The organism is Paenarthrobacter aurescens, from assembly GCF_025421775.1.
Classification (GTDB): domain Bacteria; phylum Actinomycetota; class Actinomycetes; order Actinomycetales; family Micrococcaceae; genus Arthrobacter; species Arthrobacter aurescens_B.
On the sequence record NZ_JAOEFX010000004.1, the window covers coordinates 18,117 to 34,830 of the forward strand.

Annotated in this window: 15 protein-coding genes and 1 tRNA gene; 14 read left to right on the plus strand and 2 right to left on the minus strand. The window is 62.9% G+C overall.

Going from position 1 to position 16,714, the window contains the following annotated elements; all coding sequences use genetic code 11:
• Nucleotide 1 precedes the first annotated feature (1 nt).
• The 5 genes from N7568_RS09145 (at nt 2) to N7568_RS09165 (ending at nt 4,133) form a co-directional block, all read left to right on the plus strand.
• The gene (locus N7568_RS09145) at nt 2–1,147 is read left to right on the plus strand and encodes a sedoheptulose 7-phosphate cyclase (protein WP_261609536.1); all 1,146 of its coding nucleotides are present in this window, start codon (nt 2–4) and stop codon (nt 1,145–1,147) included.
• The gene (locus N7568_RS09150) at nt 1,144–1,866 is read left to right on the plus strand and encodes a cupin domain-containing protein (RefSeq protein WP_261609537.1); all 723 of its coding nucleotides are present in this window, start codon (nt 1,144–1,146) and stop codon (nt 1,864–1,866) included. Before N7568_RS09145 ends, N7568_RS09150 begins: the two co-directional genes overlap by 4 nt.
• Nucleotides 1,863–2,213: a hypothetical protein gene (locus N7568_RS09155; protein WP_261609538.1), complete on the plus strand. Its 351-nt coding sequence runs from the start codon at nt 1,863–1,865 to the stop codon at nt 2,211–2,213. Before N7568_RS09150 ends, N7568_RS09155 begins: the two co-directional genes overlap by 4 nt.
• Nucleotides 2,203–3,363 carry an MFS transporter gene (locus N7568_RS09160; protein ID WP_261609539.1) on the plus strand — a complete coding sequence of 387 codons (1,161 nt, stop codon included), beginning with the start codon at nt 2,203–2,205 and terminating at the stop codon, nt 3,361–3,363. Before N7568_RS09155 ends, N7568_RS09160 begins: the two co-directional genes overlap by 11 nt.
• A gap of 326 nt (nt 3,364–3,689) precedes the next feature.
• A complete protein-coding gene (locus N7568_RS09165; protein WP_261609540.1) occupies nt 3,690–4,133 on the plus strand; it encodes a peptidase inhibitor family I36 protein in 444 nt (147 codons plus the stop codon).
• A 200-nt stretch (nt 4,134–4,333) separates the two neighbouring features.
• Here the strand turns inward: N7568_RS09165 and N7568_RS09170 are convergent, their stop codons facing one another.
• Entirely contained in the window at nt 4,334–4,606 is a 273-nt protein-coding gene (locus tag N7568_RS09170; protein WP_261609541.1) for a hypothetical protein, read from the minus strand.
• Between the two features lie 83 nt (nt 4,607–4,689).
• Between N7568_RS09170 and N7568_RS09175 the strand changes: the two genes are divergently transcribed.
• A complete protein-coding gene (locus N7568_RS09175) occupies nt 4,690–5,817 on the plus strand; it encodes an L-talarate/galactarate dehydratase (RefSeq protein WP_261609542.1) in 1,128 nt (375 codons plus the stop codon).
• A gap of 10 nt (nt 5,818–5,827) precedes the next feature.
• The gene (locus tag N7568_RS09180; RefSeq protein WP_261609543.1) at nt 5,828–6,526 is read left to right on the plus strand and encodes a FadR/GntR family transcriptional regulator; all 699 of its coding nucleotides are present in this window, start codon (nt 5,828–5,830) and stop codon (nt 6,524–6,526) included.
• 139 nt (nt 6,527–6,665) lie between these two features.
• Here N7568_RS09180 and N7568_RS09185 read toward each other — a convergent pair.
• Nucleotides 6,666–6,748: transfer RNA gene (locus N7568_RS09185), tRNA-Leu, on the minus strand.
• A gap of 385 nt (nt 6,749–7,133) precedes the next feature.
• Here N7568_RS09185 and N7568_RS09190 point away from each other — a divergent pair.
• From N7568_RS09190 to pknB, 7 genes are read left to right on the plus strand one after another with little or no spacing between them, the layout of a single operon-like run.
• On the plus strand, nt 7,134–7,883 hold the full coding sequence (locus N7568_RS09190) for an FhaA domain-containing protein (protein ID WP_261609544.1): 750 nt from the start codon (nt 7,134–7,136) through the stop codon (nt 7,881–7,883).
• Nucleotides 7,880–8,368, plus strand: coding sequence for an FHA domain-containing protein FhaB/FipA (locus N7568_RS09195; RefSeq protein ID WP_261609545.1), 489 nt, complete (start codon nt 7,880–7,882; stop codon nt 8,366–8,368). The genes N7568_RS09190 and N7568_RS09195 overlap by 4 nt, the downstream gene beginning before the upstream one ends.
• A 3-nt stretch (nt 8,369–8,371) precedes the next feature.
• Nucleotides 8,372–10,057, plus strand: coding sequence for a protein phosphatase 2C domain-containing protein (locus N7568_RS09200; RefSeq protein ID WP_261609546.1), 1,686 nt, complete (start codon nt 8,372–8,374; stop codon nt 10,055–10,057).
• Nucleotides 10,054–11,481, plus strand: coding sequence for an FtsW/RodA/SpoVE family cell cycle protein (locus N7568_RS09205; RefSeq protein ID WP_261609547.1), 1,428 nt, complete (start codon nt 10,054–10,056; stop codon nt 11,479–11,481). Before N7568_RS09200 ends, N7568_RS09205 begins: the two co-directional genes overlap by 4 nt.
• Entirely contained in the window at nt 11,478–12,935 is a 1,458-nt protein-coding gene (locus N7568_RS09210; protein ID WP_261609548.1) for a penicillin-binding transpeptidase domain-containing protein, read from the plus strand. Before N7568_RS09205 ends, N7568_RS09210 begins: the two co-directional genes overlap by 4 nt.
• Nucleotides 12,932–14,767, plus strand: coding sequence for a protein kinase domain-containing protein (locus tag N7568_RS09215; RefSeq protein ID WP_261609549.1), 1,836 nt, complete (start codon nt 12,932–12,934; stop codon nt 14,765–14,767). Before N7568_RS09210 ends, N7568_RS09215 begins: the two co-directional genes overlap by 4 nt.
• 9 nt (nt 14,768–14,776) lie before the next feature.
• Nucleotides 14,777–16,693, plus strand: coding sequence for a Stk1 family PASTA domain-containing Ser/Thr kinase (gene pknB, locus N7568_RS09220; protein ID WP_261609550.1), 1,917 nt, complete (start codon nt 14,777–14,779; stop codon nt 16,691–16,693).
• The last annotated feature ends 21 nt before the right edge of the window (nt 16,694–16,714 follow it).

Consider the following 16,714-nt stretch of genomic DNA (forward strand, 5'->3'; position numbering starts at 1 on the left):
AATGACTACCATCAACCGCGCATGGACCGTCTCCGCCCAGCAGGACGTCCAATACCGGGTGGAAACCACCTTTGACATCCTTGACCCGGCCAACCCGACTTTGGTCGATGGAGAGCACGGCTCACGACGACTCATCGTCACCGACACCACCGTCAACGATCTCTACGGCGAGAGGATCCGCGCCTACGCCGCAGCGAACCTCTCCGAATACAAGATCTTGGTATTGCCCCATGGCGAAACGAACAAACGCTGGAGCGCAGTAGAAACCGTCCTCGAAGCCATCGAAACCTTCAAGCTCGACCGCCGTCGTGAACCCGTGATCGCCATCGGGGGCGGAGTCCTCACCGACATCGTAGGATTCGCCTGCAGCATTTACCGCCGCAACACCCCCTTCGTCAGAGTCCCCACCACTCTGATCGGAATCGTTGATGCAAGCGTCGGAGTCAAGACCGGAGTGAACTTCCAGACCGGCAAAAACAAAATCGGCACCTACTTCGCCGCGTCCCGCAACCTCCTCGACACCTCCTTCCTCAGCTCCCTCGAGCAGCGCCACGTCTCCAACGGACTCGCGGAGATTCTCAAAATCGCCCTGGTTAAGGACGAAGAACTGTTCGCCCTGCTCGAAGAGCACGGCGCGGCTGCACTGGCCGGCCGGTTCCAGCAGCACACCGAGGCCCAACAACAAATCATCGACAAAGCCATCAGCGGGATGCTGGAAGAGCTGGAACCCAACCTCTGGGAACAGACCCTGGAACGTTTGGTCGACTACGGCCACACCTTCTCCCCCACCGTGGAAATGACCGCCTTACCTGAACTGCTTCACGGTGAAGCCGTCTGCCTGGACATGGCCCTCACCACCGCCATCAGCGTCCACCGGGGTCTGGTAACCCCGGACGAAGCCAGCCGGATATTCAGCGTCATGCGCACACTTGGTTTGCCTGTCACCCACCCCTCCATGAGTGTCGATGTCCTGGTCCAGGCACTCATCGACACAACCCGCCACCGCAATGGACTCCAGCGCCTGCCTCTGCCCACCGGGATCGGCGCGGCTACCTTCGTCAACGACCTCACACCCCGGGACATCGAAGCAGCACTAAACATCCTCACCGGCGCCGATAACCGGGACCTGGAAAGGTCGGCGGCATGAACACCCCCACCAAAGCGCCTCCACGGCCCCGCACCCCCCACCGCCACGCCACGGTCCTTGGCGTCCACGGCGCTGCAGGCACCACCGGATGGAAGGCCTTCTATACCCGGCGCGAGCTCGAATCAGCGACAGAAGCTGTGGAATGGGCTACTCTCCCGCCGGGTGGGGTCAGCGGTGAACACCGCCACACGCGTACCGAGGAAATCTATTTGATTCTGGAGGGAACGGGTGAGTTTTTCCTTAATGGCACAGCGCATAAGGTCAGCCCCGGGACCCTCGCCTTGACGACACCAGGGAACACCCACGGCCTGCGAAACACCGGCTCGACGACGCTGAACTGGTGGGTCATTGAAACCCTCACACCACACACCCAGAGCTGCCTCGAAGGCAGCCACCACACAGAAAGGCCGCCCATGCCTGCCCGGATCCATGACCTCCACGCAACCCCCATCGTCGACACACAAGGGACCTTTGACGGGCCATTGGCCGCCATCGAACGGCACACCCTCACCCCAGGACAAAACATAGAGCTCGGAAAGCCCGGCGCAGAAATCGCAGGCTTCCTGAACACCGGCAGTGCCACACTTTCATTCGCTGACACGACCGCCACGATCGATGCACCAACATCGTTCCTGGTGCCCAACGGCTCTCCTGCCGTGCTGACAGCAACCTCCAACGTGGAATTGTTTGCCGTAGAGCTCAGGACCCCCGGCTCATGATCATCACCACACCGGACCCGGCAGATTACTGGAGCTGCCTGATCCGCCGCGGAATGCTTCACAGCGAAACAGAAGCCATCGAGCACTGGAGGCTGGCCCCTCAGCAAAGCCTGGCCCTGGGCGGCCAAGGCGTGCACGAAGCGTTCATCATTCTGTCCGGTCAGGCGGACATCGAAGGCAGGAAGCTGTCAGCGGGGTCCGTGCTGTTTGCGCCAGCTCAAGAGCAGGGAACGCTGCGGGCCGAGACGGAAACCATCCTGCTAAGCGTCAGGACCTACCCTCAGACGGTCACCAGCAACCTCCCGCCCAGAGTTCCCGAGCTACCCGAAAGTGAACGTGCCATCTGAAACGCGAAGGGCAGGGCAGCTCACCGCCTGGGCCCTGCCCTTCGCACTCTTTTTCGCCGTCACAGTCGAGATGGCCCCCACCGGTGCGCTGGAACACATCGCCAGGGCCTTTGGTTCAGACATTGGAACAGCCGCCGCCGGTTCGAGTCTCTACGCCTTCAGCACCGCGCTGTTTGCGCTTCCACTTTCAGCCCTGGCCCAACGATTCAATCTCCGCAAGACAGCAATCCTCACCGCCGGCATCTTCGCAGTCCTGGGCCTCGCCACCAGCGCTGCCCCGGACATGTCCACTTATCTGGTCCTCCGAACAATCCAAGGAGCCGCCCACGGCGCGTTCTTCCCCTTGGTCCTGGCCCTGGCAGCCGCGGCCTCACCAACCAACACCGGCAAAGCAACCGCCAGGGTGCTCCTGGGTAACGGCTGTGCCCTCGCCCTCGGCGTACCGGCTGCCGAGGCGCTAAGCTCCATCGACTGGCGGATCCCCCTTGCCTTGGCGTCCTGCGGCGTCTTCGCAGCCATGATCTGCGCGCCCCGACCACAACCAGGCCCTACACAGGCAGAGCTCGCCACGAAGGCAGGATCCAAGGGCAGTTTTGTGCCCATAGCCCTCATCCTTGCCGTGGCACTGGCTGGACACTTCTCGTACTACACGTTCCTCGCACCCATGGCCACCCACGCGGGGACCCAACCGTCCCTTGTCCTTGCGGTTTACGGAGGAGCCGTGATCATCGCGACAGCACTCTCCGGGCGCCTGGCTGGGAAAAGACGACTGCAGCGAGCGTTTATCGTCATGGTTGCCGAAGCTGTCATCCTCGCTGGCGCCGCCCTGTTCGCAGGACCCGTCCTGGTGTTCACCACTGCAGCCATGGCAGGAACCTGCTTCGGTATGCTTCCCACCCTCATGCAGTCAGAAATCCTCGACCGCTCCCGCGGAAACCAGACCATGGCCTCAGGAGCCGCAGTAGTCGCGTTCAACGCAGGAATCGCCGCCGGATCCGCCGGCGGAGCAACACTGGTGGGCACCTCCGTCCAGTCCCCCGCGCTCGTCGGCTCATGCCTCCTCGGCTTCGCCGCCATCATGCTGGCCTTCCTCCACAACAGATCAAGGGCAAAACAGCCGGAGACTTTACTTAAAGCAGCCGTTCACTGATCGCCTCGTGTCCCACTTCCTTAGTTGTGGGGCAGCCGCTTCCGCTGGCACAGACGAAAGCCCCCGGACCACTTTCCTCACGTCGAAGTCATGGTTTCACCCATACAAACAGCCAATACCGGATCAGGGCTGAACGAACCAGCGCCGATGGCCTTGACCCTCAAGTAAGCAGCCACCCCTCCGACTAGCCGGCCCCATACTTATCAGCGGTGGGCATCGTGGGTAGTTCACCCCATCGCGAACACCCCAGCCCTGCGCGAGGATACACAAACACGCTTCGGTGACACCGGACGGCCACCTACATCCCCGATAAAGGAGCCAGAACCATGAAACTCGCCTCAAAGATCGCAAGCGCCGGCGCTCTGCTGGGACTCGCTGCAACGTCACTGCTAGCGGGGGTACCTGCGGCCAATGCCTCGGGTACGGGCCAAGCCTGCCCTGCAAACCGTGTGTGCCTGTACTTCAACAGCAACTTTGAAGGGGCCCGGGCTGACTTCGCATACAGTGATGCCGGCCTGGGCAACGAGCTCTTCACCGATGGCCCAGTTGGCGCGAACGGCTGGGGAGTCCAAGTCAACAACAACGCAGCGTCGCTCATCAACAACACCCCAGGCGGAGCCAACATCTATGACGGACCCAACTGCACTGGCGAGGCATGGGCTACCTACGGTGGAGAACGCGTCAATTTGGCTTCAATGGGCATGAAGAACCGGGTGTCCTCAATTCAAATAGAAGGGGCATGCATCAATCGGGATCAATCCTGGGCATAGCAGGCCGACGAAAAGATCAAGGACGGTTTTAAGAAGGAAACACCCCTGTTTAATGGCTGGGGCGTGTTTGATGGCTGGGGCGTGGCGGGCTGTCGGAACTGAGCCCGCCACACCCTCGCTTCGATACGGCGCCGACGCCGGCCCCAAACACAATCCTGACGTCCCATTTCCCTGGACCCGGGAGACTCAATTGGGCTCCTTCACTCCAACACCACCGACCGCCCCACTTTCAGGCGCACCCCGGCGCCCTCGGTCTCAACCGCACTCACCAGCCACATCTTGCGCGGGATCACCGTCCCGGCACTTGTGGTGTACGCCTCCACCACCAAGGCGGGCTTGCCGCCGTCGTCGACTATTTCCGCTGCGGCCGAAGCGCCGTCCCGGAAGGTGACCACCAGCGAAGGGCCTGCCCCGGCAATAACGAGAACGGCCCCGGGGAACAGATGAGTATGCGAAGCCTCGGCAGTCGCCACCACACCCCCTCAACTCTTGTAGTACAAGTACGGAACTTGTATCCTAAGTGGCAGGCAAGGATGCCGCACCCACTAGGAGAACCATGAGCACCGTAGATCTCATTCGCCACGTCAAGCTATCCACGGCACGTTTGCCCCTGACCGTACCCATCAGCGACGCGAAAGTCTTCACCGGCAGGCAGAAGCCCATGACCGAAGTGGTGTTCCTGTTCGCGGAAATCACCACCGAACAAGGCCACAGCGGCATGGGCTTCAGCTACTCCAAGCGCGCAGGCGGCCCCGCACAGTACGCCCACGCCAAGGAAGTCGCCGAAGGCATCATCGGCGAGGACCCCAACGACATCGGCAAGATCTACACCAAGCTTCTCTGGGCCGGCGCCTCCGTGGGCCGGTCCGGCGTGGCAACTCAGGCGCTTGCGGCCATCGACATCGCGCTCTACGACCTCAAGGCCAAGCGTGCCGGACTCCCCCTGGCCAAACTGCTGGGCTCCTACCGCGACTCGGTGCAGACCTACAACACCTCCGGCGGCTTCCTGAACGCCACGCTGGAGCAGGTCAAGGAACGCGCAACGCAATCCGTTAACGACGGCATCGGCGGCGTCAAGATCAAGGTGGGCCTGCCCGACTCCAAGGAAGACCTCCGCCGTGTGGCCGGAGTGCGCGAGCACATCGGCTGGGACGTCCCGCTCATGGTGGACGCAAACCAGCAATGGGACCGCGCCACAGCGCTGCGCATGGGCCGCCAGCTCGAGGAATTCAACCTGATCTGGATCGAAGAACCGCTGGATGCCTACGACTTCGAGGGCCACGCGCACCTGGCCCAGGTCCTGGATACGCCCATCGCCACCGGTGAAATGCTGGCGTCCGTCGCCGAGCACAAAGGCCTCATCAACGCCAATGGCTGCGACATCATCCAGCCGGATGCTCCGCGCGTTGGTGGCATCACCCAGTTCCTGCGCCTCGCGGCTTTGGCGGATGAAAGAGGCCTGGGCCTTGCACCGCACTTCGCCATGGAAATCCACCTCCACCTGGCCGCCGCGTATCCACGAGAGCCGTGGGTGGAGCACTTCGACTGGCTCGACCCCTTGTTCGAGGAACGCCTGGAGACCAAGAACGGCCGCATGATCGTCCCGGACCGCCCGGGATTGGGCGTCACCCTCAGCGGGCAGGCCCGCGCGTGGACCACGGAATCAGTAGAGTTCGGCGCGTAATCTTGAACCCATGAGCCGAAACCTGACCGCGGATCTCGCCGCCGACCTTCGCACCCGCATCGTCGACGGCGCCATCCAACCAGGTGAGAAGCTCCCCAGCGAAAACACCCTCATCAGCGAATTCGGGGTGAGCCGGACGGTGGTCCGCTCGGCGCTGACCCGCCTGCAGGCTGAGGGATTGGTTGAAACCGAACGTGGGCGGGGCAGCTTCGCGCTGACTCCGCCCGCGGAAGGTCCCGCCGCGGCGCCCGGCACACGGCCGGTCTCAAGCATGGAAGAGCGGCTGCAGATGCTCGACTTCCGTATCGGCGTCGAGACCGAAGCCGCGGCCTTGGCCGCGCGGAACCACACCGAACACCAACTCAAAGCAGTTCATGGTGCCCTGGAGCAGTTCACCGCCAGTTCAGGCCACCCGGCGCATTCCATGAAAGCGGATTTCGAGTTCCATCGGGCCGTTGCTGCGGCCACAGGCAATCCCTTCTATACGGACTGCATCTCCGCCCTGGGCCAGACCATGATCACCATGCCCCGTCCGCGCCTCGTCGCCAGCGAAGACCGGGACTCCCCCGAGCGCTTCGCGCAGGTGGTCCACGAACACTCCTCTATATACGCAGCAATCGCAGAGGGAGACCAAGTGGCTGCCGCGGCGGCAATGCGCCTGCACTTGAGTAACTCACGACGCCGGTTCACGGCTTCCGCACGCGGCTGACGGTCACGCGCGCCTCACCCAACCAGGTAACAGCACCTGCTCCTACGAAGCGCCAATGGAGCGTTATCTGTCACCCAGTTGGGAATCCCGCATAAAACAAAAGAGCCCCGATCCTAAGACCGGGGCTCTTTCAATTGCGTGCGCGAGGGGGGATTTGAACCCCCACACCCTTTCGGATACTGGCACCTGAAGCCAGCGCGTCTGCCGTTCCGCCACTCGCGCGCAACTTCTTTTTCAGGATTTCCGCAGGTCTCCCAGCTTCGTTTCCTTCAAAAGCAGCGAGATCAAGCATAACGGACATTCCCGGGAAAACACCAATCGAGGCGAGGAGGGCCCCGCCGGGAGGCACAGGAGCCCCTGGAAAGGCCGCCAACAACGGTTGAATTCCACGAAAATTTCATGCCCCCACTCCCGCGCCAGCAAGGGCCGTGCGCGAACTTTTCCGGGTCGCAAGGCGTTGTGGATTAAGGCCATTCCCAGTCAGTCCCAGTAGTATCGGGAAGTGGAAGGGCCGTCAGGCGCGTACTTCGCTGTGTGCGCAGACGTACCAAACGATGGACTATCGGACCAGGCACAGCGGGTGCCGCGGCAAGGAAAGGAGAAGGACATGGGTTTGCTGGACAAAGTCGAGCGCGGCATTGAAAAAGCCGTTCGCAACGTCTTCTCCACGGGGTCGCGGGCACGTGTTGAGCCGGTGGAGATTGCGAGCAAACTGAGGCGCGAGTTGGACAACAAGTCCCTCACCATCGCCGCCGGTCGTACACTCGCTCCCAACGTTTTCGATGTCCTGCTCAGTGACGAGGACTTCGCCAGGGCCCAGGAATGGGGTACACCGCTGGCTGAGGAGCTGTGTGACGTCGTGATCCAGCATGTCCGCAGCCAGGGCTACACCCTCCAGGGCGCGGTCCGGATTTCGTTCCGTCGAAATGACGAGGAACGTGCAGGGCACTTCGAAATCGCGTCCCGGACTGAGAAATCCTCCGATGACGCAGCTCCGGCTCCGCAAGCTCCCCGGGCACATGTTCCGGCGGCTCCGGCACGCCAGCCCACGCGCCTTCAGCCTGTGCTGGATATCGGCGGTCAGCGGTATTCCCTCAACGCCCAGTCTGTGGTGCTGGGACGATCCTCCGAAGCCGACATCCTGGTGGATGACACCGGCGTCTCGCGGAAGCACCTCGAGGTCCGCACCCAGAACGGCAGCACCTGGGCCGTTGACCTTGGCTCCACCAATGGCAGCTACGTCAATGGACATAAAGTGAACGGCAGCGTGGAGCTTACAGACGGCTCAACCATCACGATGGGACGTACCAAGATCATTTTCCGCCTCCTCCCCCAAACCCCGGGTGGCAACGCGTGAACGACGTCAGTGAACTGACCATCACGGCTCTTCGCTTCGGGTTTCTCCTGCTGCTGTGGGTCCTGATCTTCAGCATTGTGACCACCATGCGCCGTGATCTCCAGATCGGCCGCAAGGCCGTCACCGGAGCTCCCACGGCCCGCGAAGTGCGCAAGCATCCGGAACTGGCCGCGTCACCGCCGCCGGCCATCCAGCATGCCCGCACACTTGTAGTCACGGAGGGCCCGCTCAAGGGCACTACTCTTCCCCTCGCCGCCAGCCCCATCCTGCTTGGCCGCGCACAGGAAGCCACGCTGGTCCTGGAAGACGATTATGCTTCGGGCCGGCACGCGCGCCTGTTCCCACAGGGCAGCCGCTGGTTCATTGAGGACCTCGGCTCTACCAACGGCACCTACTTGGCCGATCAACAGCTCACCCGCGCTTTACCGGTTGAGCTTGGCGTCCCCGTGAGAATCGGCAAGACGGTCATTGAATTGAGGCCGTAGTCCATGGCCTCCCCCGAGACCCCCGAAGGCAAGGAAACGCCCGCGGAGCGCCCACTCATCATGCGCTACGCGGCTCGCTCCGACGTCGGACGGATCCGCTCCAAGAATGACGACTCCGCATATGTGGGCCGCCATCTTGCAGTCGTGGCCGATGGCATGGGTGGTCACGCCGGTGGCGACGTCGCCTCCGCTTCAACGGTCCTGGACATGATCCACCTTGATCATGACGACTATCCGGACGGCGCCGAGACCGTCCTCGCGGACGAGATCCAGACCGCTAATTCACTGCTTTCCGAGCTTGTCCACCAGAATCCCAAGCTTTCCGGCATGGGAACCACCGTGACTGCGCTCCTCTTGGAGGACCGCAAGCTCCACTTCGCCCATATTGGCGACTCCCGCGCCTACCGCCTGCGTAACAAAAAGTTCGAGCAAATCAGCATCGACCACACGTTCGTGCAGCGTCTCATTGATGAGGGACGCCTCCGTCCCGAGGAAGCCGAAACACATCCCCACAAGAACGTCCTGATGCGTGTACTGGGTGACGTCGACGCCAGTCCCGAGCTTGATCTGGACGTCCTCGACGTCGAACCCGGCGAACGCTGGCTGCTTTGCTCCGACGGCCTGAATTACGTGGCGGGCCACGTGGTGGAGCGCATGGTCCGCGAGACCAAGGACCTCCGCGAGTGCGCCGAGATCCTGGTCGATCTCACCTTGGAAGCCGGCGCCCCGGACAACGTCACCGTAGTGATGCTGGAAATTTCGGAAGAGACCGACGACGACGTCAACACCGCCGCCGTCGATGTCGTTCCGGCTGCGGCTCTGGCCGCAGTGGACGAACCGGAGGCCGTCACCGCTTCGAAGACCCCCGAAGGCCCCTCGGCAACCAAGCCCGCAGAGGACGACAAGTCCGAGCCCAAGGCGAAGGCCGTGCGGCCGGCCGACGCCGGATCGTCCTACAGCGCAGGCGATCCAACGAAGCAGTCAGACGACTCGGCTGTCTCGTCCGAGCCCTCGGACGAGTCCACCGAGCCCCCCACAACTACAGACCCGCACCTCGGTGAGCACCTGTCCGCGGAGGTTCTGCGCGAAGAACTGGCCAGCCGTCCCCACGAACTTGTTGGCGCTGCAGCCACAGCCGCCGAGACCGGATCCATACCTACTGTTGCCGGCCGCACAGTCGCCCGCAGGGCCGCCACAGTACTCACCCACAAGGCCGAACAGGATCGCCTGGACGTCGAGGAGCCCGCACGGCGCCGTATCCGCTGGCTGATGCCTGCCGTCGCAGCCGTTGTTGTGCTCGGCGTCGTGGTGGGCCTATGGCTTGGCTACGCCTGGACCCAAACCCGCTACTACGTGGGCGAATACGATCAGCGGGTGGCCATCTTCAACGGAATCTCCCAGAGACTCGGACCCATTCAGCTTTCCCGACTCGAAGCCGTAACCGACATCAGGGTGGATTCATTGCCGGAATACGGCCAGCAAAGCGTACGCCAGACAGTTCCGGCGGGTGACCTCGACGACGCACAGACCATTGTGGAGAACCTGAAGAATACGGGCAGCGCCTCAGCTAACTGCCCCACCACTCCGGCCACGCCCACACCGTCACCGACCACCAGCGTGCCCGTGCCGAGCACCGCGGCGGTTGCCACACCTTCGCCCGTTCCGACTCCCTGTGAGGCGGCCAAGTGATCCAGACTGAAACAGCACCCAAACCGCGCCGGAACGTCGAGCTTGCCCTCATCGTGCTGGCCCTTGCCGTAGGCGTAGGCGCGAGTGCCTTGGTGAGCATTAACTCCGACGTCGGACTGGACAGGGACTTCTGGTTCCAGTCGAGCCTGCTGGCTGTGGCGGCTTTTGCCTTCCATATGGTCCTCAGGCTCCGCGCAAAGTATGCCGATCCGGTAATACTTCCGATTGTCGTCGCCCTGAACGGTCTGGGGCTTGCCCTGATCCACCGCATGGACGGCCCGGGTGACGATACTGGCAACAACCAGCTCCGGTGGACCCTGATTGCCATGGCAGTATCGATCGCCGTGATCTGGTTCCTCAAAGACCACCGGATTCTGCGCCGTTTCACGTACATCTCACTGGCAGCCAGTGCATTCCTGCTGATCCTGCCCTTGATACCGGGTATTTCCGCCGGTGAAATTCTCGGTGCCCGCGTTTGGATCCGCGTAGGCCCCATGACGTTCCAACCAGGTGAGATCGCCAAGATCACGCTGGCCATATTCTTTGCCGGGTATCTTTCCTCCAACCGGGATCTCATCCTGTTGGCCGGCCGGAAGATCGGTCCCATGCAGTTCCCGCGGTTCAAGGACCTCGGGCCCATGATCACCGCTTGGCTGGTCAGTATCGGAGTCCTGGTCTTCCAGCGTGACCTCGGTTCCTCCATCCTCTTCTTTGGCCTGTTCATCGTGATGATTTACGTGGCCACCAGCCGTATCTCCTGGGTTGTCATCGGCCTGTTGTTGATCCTCGGCGGCGGATTCATTGCCTCGCAGATCTTCTCGCACGTGGCTTTCCGCATCGACAGCTGGATCAACGCCTTCACACCGGAGGTCTTCGGCAGGTCGCCCGGCGGCAGCGGACAGATTGTGCAGGGCCTGTTCGGCATGGCCGACGGCGGTCTGGTGGGTACTGGCCTAGGCCAAGGCCGCCCGGACCTGGTTCCGTTCGCCAACAGCGACATGATTGTGGCCCTCATCGGCGAGGAACTCGGCTTGATCGGCCTCTTCGCCGTCGTGATGCTGTACCTGCTGCTCTTCACCCGCGGCTTCCGCGCTGCACTCGGTACCCGCGATGCTTTCGGGAAACTCCTGGCATGCGGTCTGTCCTTCGCCATTGCCCTGCAGTGCTTCGTGGTCATTGGTGGCGTCACCCGGCTCATTCCGTTGACCGGCCTGACCACGCCGTTCCTGGCAGCCGGTGGTTCCTCGCTCCTGGCCAACTGGATCATCGTCGGCTTGCTGCTCATGATCTCCAACACGGCCCGCGGGCCAGTGGACACCACCCCGATGGTGGGCAAACCCCCGGCCAGCAGCAGCGCGCCCGCACGTAAACCGACCACAGGCCAGACACCCAGCGCACCAACAGAGGCGGTGAAGCACCAATGAACCAGGCTATTCGCAGCTCCTGGATGGCCGCCGTCGCCATGTTTGCCTTGATCTTCGGCGCCATCAGCTATGTCCAGGTCATTGGCGCAGACGACCTCAACGCCAATCCCTGGAACCAGCGCGCCATCCTCGCTTCGTTCTGCAACGACCGCGGCGCCATCATCGTCGGCGGCAAGCCGGTGGCTGAGTCTGTTGCCGGCACAGAGTCCTGCGCGTTCCAGCGCAAGTACACCGAACCCGAGCTGTACGCAGGCATTACCGGTTACTTCTCCAAGGGCTTCGGCTCAACGGGCCTTGAACAGTCCATGGGCGATACCTTGGCCGGCAACTCCGACCAGCTCTTCCTGGACCGCATCAGCCAGATGTTCCTGGGCAACGAGCCCAAGGGTGCCTCGGTGGAGCTGACCTTGGATCCCGAGGTCCAGAAGCTGGCCTTCGATCTCATCCCCGACGGCCAGCGTGGATCCATCGTGGTGACCAACCCCAGGACCGGCGCCGTTCTCGCAATGGTGTCCAAGCCGTCCTACGACCCCAATTTGATCGCCACCCATGACACCGCAGCCGCAGCCGCCAGCTACGCCGAGCTGAACCAGGTCCCTGGCATCAACCTGAACCAGAACGTCAGCGGCCCCACAGGCAACCTCCTCTCACCCGGGTCGGTCTTCAAGCTCATTGATACTGCGGCCGCGTTGAACTCCGGCAAGTACAACAAGGACAGCGAGTTGCCGAATCCCAGTAGCCTCCCGCTGCCCGGGTCCAGTGCCAGCCTGCCCAACTATGCCGGTGGTAACTGCAACGTCCGCGAAACGGCGTCCTTTGCCTTTGCGTTGGAGCAGTCGTGCAATACACCGTTTGCCAGCATTGCGCTGGACCTCGGCCAGGATGCCATTCGGCAGCAGGCGCAGAAGTTTGGCTTCGGCGAGACCTTCGGCGATCAGCTCAAGCTCCAGCAGGCCATCAGTGTCTTCCCAGAGGACCTCGACCAGGCCCAGCTGGCCCAGTCAGCGGTGGGCCAGCGCGACGTCAAAGCCACTCCGTTGCAGATCAACATGATGACTGCGGCGATCGCCAACGGCGGCGTGCAAATGAAGCCGAACCTGGTCAAAACAGTGCGCGCTCCCGATCTTCGCGTTATCAGCGAACTCAAGCCTGAAGCCCTCCGGACCAGCACCACCCAGCCCATAGCCGGTCAGATCACCGAATGGATGACCAGCGCAGTGGACAACGGCATTGCCAAGGGAGCAGCCGTTCCCGGGGTCAAGGTGGCCGGCAAGACCGGCACCGCGGAGCTCGGCGATTCAGGTTTGAACAACTCATGGTTTACCGGGTTCGCCCCGGCAAACGATCCGCAAGTGGCCGTCACCATCGTCATGGAAGGTGTGGATGTGCTCAGCGGTGCCCAGCTAACCAGTCCGAACGCAAAGAAGATTTTTGAGGCGGTGTTGAATAAGTGAGGCCTACTTCAGGAATCACACTCGGCGGCAGGTTCCAGCTGACCAGTCGCATTGCGATTGGCGGCATGGGCGAGGTCTGGAAGGCCAAGGACCAGATTCTTGGCCGGATCGTTGCCATCAAGGTGCTCAAGGAGGAATACACGGGTGACCCCGGGTTCCTCCAGCGGTTCCGTGCCGAGGCGCGGCACACCGCGCTGCTCAACCACGTGGGCATCGCCAATGTCTTTGATTACGGCGAGGAAGCCGGTTCGGCCTATCTGGTGATGGAGCTCGTACCGGGACACCCTTTGAGCGGGATCCTTGAGCGCGAGCAGGTGCTGTCTCCGGACATGACCCTCTCGATCATCGCCCAGACTGCCCGCGCCCTGGCTGTGGCCCACGCACAAGGCTTGGTCCACCGCGACATCAAGCCGGGCAACCTGCTGATCACCCCGGACAACCGCGTCAAGGTCACCGACTTCGGCATCGCCCGTTTGGCGGACCAGGTTCCGCTGACGCAGACGGGCCAGGTGATGGGCACTGCCCAGTACCTGGCACCCGAGCAGGCAACGGGCCAAACTGCCACCGGTTCCTCGGACATCTATTCCCTGGGCGTCATCGGTTACGAGTGCTTGACCGGTCACCGTCCGTTCTCAGGCGAATCGCAGATCGCCATTGCCCTCGCGCAGGTCAACGACGCACCGCCGCCCCTTCCGGAGACGCTGCCCACGCCGGTGCGGGCTCTCCTGATGTCCATGCTGGCCAAGGATCCCAAGAACCGTCCCGCCAACGCCATCAAGCTGGCCGAAGCAGCCGAAGCCATCCGCAACGGAGACATCGCCACGGCCCACGCGGCAGTGCCGGGCATGTTGCTGTTCGAATCCACTACCGGACCCATCACGGCGCCAGTCGACACCGCAACGGCACCCACCGGCGTCGTCACCTCGCCTTACGGTAAAGAGCAATCGTCGACGGCGACCTCCGCACTTCCGGTGCTGGGTGCAGGCGCAGCCGGGGCCGCTGTGGGAGCGGCTGCGGCCGCGTCCGAAAACCCGCTGTCGCGCGCCAATGCATTGGAAGCAGAGCGCCAGCTCAACGACGAAGAGGAAGTTGCCTACAGCGACGACGAAAACTTCGACGATCGCGAGCCGGAACGCAAGAAGCGCAGCCCGTGGACCTGGCCGTTGGTTGCCTTGATCCTGCTGGTGCTGTTCGCGCTTATCGGTTTCCTGATTTCCCAGTCGGGCTTCTTCTCGCCGACCCCCAGCCCCAGCCAGTCCACGACGGCCAGCACCAGCCGGAGCGCCAGCCCGACGTCGACGTCGGCCACTCCCACCCCCACGCAGACGTCGGAGTCTCCATCCCCGACGCCCACGCAGTCCACGCCGCAGAAGATCAATGTCATTCCCGAGCAGTACCTGGGTCAGCAGTTCGAAGCCGTGAGCGCTGAACTCCGTGCTTTGGGTCTTGGTGTGGACGGCCAGGAAGTCTTCAACTCGGCGGTCCCCGGAACAGTGGTGAGCCTTAACCCGACAGGTGCTGTGGACCCAGGCCAGACCATCACGGTTCAGTACTCCAAGGGACCCGAAGCCGTCGCTGTACCCACTATCGGTGTCGGAGCCAATGAAGCACAGGTTCGTGCGGCCATTGAAGGCGCCGGACTGCGGTGGGTTGCAGGGGATCCCGTGAACGGAGCCGTAGGCCAACAGGCGGGCACGTTCGTGAGGTCTTCGCCGGCCGCTGGAGCTGAGGTTCCCGCCGGTTCCACCGTGACCTACTTCCTGTCCAAGGCCGTTGTACCCACCAACCCTGGTTCCTCCAGCGCCAGCCCCAGCGGCAGCCCGAGCAACTAACTGAGTCCCATGTCTACGCCACGCCAAGGTCCTGCGCATCGAGAGGAGAGCACACCTGTGTCTTCACAGCGCATCCTCAATGAACGCTACGAACTCGGTGACCTGATCGGTCGTGGTGGCATGGCGGACGTATACCGCGGAACGGATACTTTGCTGGGACGGACCATCGCGGTCAAGATCCTGCGTGCGGACCTTGCCCGCGATCCCCAGTTCCAGGCCAGGTTCAAGCGCGAGGCCCAGGCCGTCGCGGCGTTGAACCATCCGTCCATCGTGGCCATTTTCGATACCGGTGAGTACTCCGTCGCTGGCGGTCCTGGCGAGGACGTCCGGGTCCCGTACATCGTCATGGAGTATGTGGCCGGCCGTACCTTGCGGGACATGATCAAGGCGAACGAGCTGGGCGTGGAGAATTCCATTGGCCACACCCTGGGCGTCCTTGCGGCCCTGGAGTACAGCCACCGCGCGGGCATTGTCCACCGCGACATCAAGCCGGCCAACGTCATGGTCTGCGCAGACACCGGAGACGTCAAAGTCATGGACTTCGGCATCGCCCGTGCCATGGCCGATTCCGCCGCCACCATGACCCAAACACAGGCAGTGGTAGGCACGGCGCAGTATCTTTCACCGGAGCAGGCGCGTGGCGAAACCGTGGACGCCCGCAGCGACCTCTACTCTGCCGGGTGCCTCCTCTATGAACTGCTGACCAGCCGGCCGCCCTTTGTCGGCGACAGTCCGGTCTCAGTGGCTTACCAACACGTCCGCGAAACCCCGGACATGCCCAGTACCCACAACCCCGAGGTTTCCGAAGCCTTGGATTCGGTTCTGAACAAGGCGCTGCAGAAGAGCCGGACCGACCGTTTCCAGGACGCTGCATCATTCCGCCGCGCACTCCGGGCGGCGAGTAACGGCATCCCCGTCCCGGCACTGCCAGCCAGCGAGGCGCCCACAGATCCGAACGACCTCGTGGACCCGGAGGACCCGGCAACCCAACTCCTTAGCACCACCGCGGTGGGCTTCCTGGACGTTGATCAGTTCAAGGAAGCAGAGTACAAGGACGAACCCGCTGAACAGCACCCGGAAGAGTCCCTTCCCCTTGGTCTCCCACCGGAACGCGAGCGGACAGCGGGCCAGAAGACCCGCCGTCGTGCGTGGGCTGCGACCCTGGTGATTTTCACGCTTATCGTCCTGGCCGGCGGCGGGTTCTGGCTTTACAACCTCATGAACGCGCAACCGCCGGTCCCGGCCAAGATCGCTGTTCCCGTGGTGGCCAACATGTCCGAGTCCCAGGCCATCCAGGAACTCTATTCAGCCAAGTTGGTGCCCAAATCCGTACGCGAGGCCAGTGACACGGTGGCCAAGGACATGACCATCGGCACGTCTCCCACGGCAGGCTCCATGCTGGATCAGGACGCCGAAGTGGTCCTGAAAATCTCCAGTGGTCCCAGCTCGGTGACCATTCCTGCTGACATCGTTGGCCGCACTGAGGCCGACGCGCGAGACGCCTTGCGCAGACTTGGCATCACCGGTGACATCGTGACCGCCCGGACGCACAGTGCCACTGTGCCCGTGGGACTGGTGATCAACACCGGACCGGCCCCTGGCGGAGCCATCGCCATCAGCTCCAAGGTGGAGCTCCAGGTCTCCTCGGGCAAGGTACTCATGCCTCAGCTGATCGGACTGCCGCTGGCTGAAGCGGAAGCCTCGCTCAAGACCAACGGCTTGCCCATGGTGGTAGTGGAGCAGGAAAACTCGGAGGTCGCTGCGGGAACGGTAACCGCCCAGAGCGAGACGTTCAATACCGAAGTGGATCAGGGCAGGTCGGTCACCATCACGGTGGCGAAGGCTCCCGCCCCGAGCCCGACCCCCACTCCGACACCCACGGAGACGGACAAGCCGACCCCCAAACCGACGCCCACCAAGAAGTAGCGGGATGACCGCCAGCCGCGT

Excerpts from the sequence above, each read along its gene's own strand:
- N7568_RS09145 (WP_261609536.1), top strand. The coding sequence starts at position 2 with ATGACTACCATCAACCGCGCATGGACCGTCTCCGCCCAGCAGGACGTC.
- N7568_RS09150 (WP_261609537.1), top strand. The coding sequence starts at position 1,144 with ATGAACACCCCCACCAAAGCGCCTCCACGGCCCCGCACCCCCCACCGC.
- N7568_RS09155 (WP_261609538.1), top strand. The coding sequence starts at position 1,863 with ATGATCATCACCACACCGGACCCGGCAGATTACTGGAGCTGCCTGATC.
- N7568_RS09165 (WP_261609540.1), top strand. The coding sequence starts at position 3,690 with ATGAAACTCGCCTCAAAGATCGCAAGCGCCGGCGCTCTGCTGGGACTC.
- N7568_RS09175 (WP_261609542.1), top strand. The coding sequence starts at position 4,690 with ATGAGCACCGTAGATCTCATTCGCCACGTCAAGCTATCCACGGCACGT.
- N7568_RS09180 (WP_261609543.1), top strand. The coding sequence starts at position 5,828 with ATGAGCCGAAACCTGACCGCGGATCTCGCCGCCGACCTTCGCACCCGC.
- N7568_RS09190 (WP_261609544.1), top strand. The coding sequence starts at position 7,134 with ATGGGTTTGCTGGACAAAGTCGAGCGCGGCATTGAAAAAGCCGTTCGC.
- N7568_RS09200 (WP_261609546.1), top strand. The coding sequence starts at position 8,372 with ATGGCCTCCCCCGAGACCCCCGAAGGCAAGGAAACGCCCGCGGAGCGC.
- N7568_RS09210 (WP_261609548.1), top strand. The coding sequence starts at position 11,478 with ATGAACCAGGCTATTCGCAGCTCCTGGATGGCCGCCGTCGCCATGTTT.
- pknB (WP_261609550.1), top strand. The coding sequence starts at position 14,777 with ATGTCTACGCCACGCCAAGGTCCTGCGCATCGAGAGGAGAGCACACCT.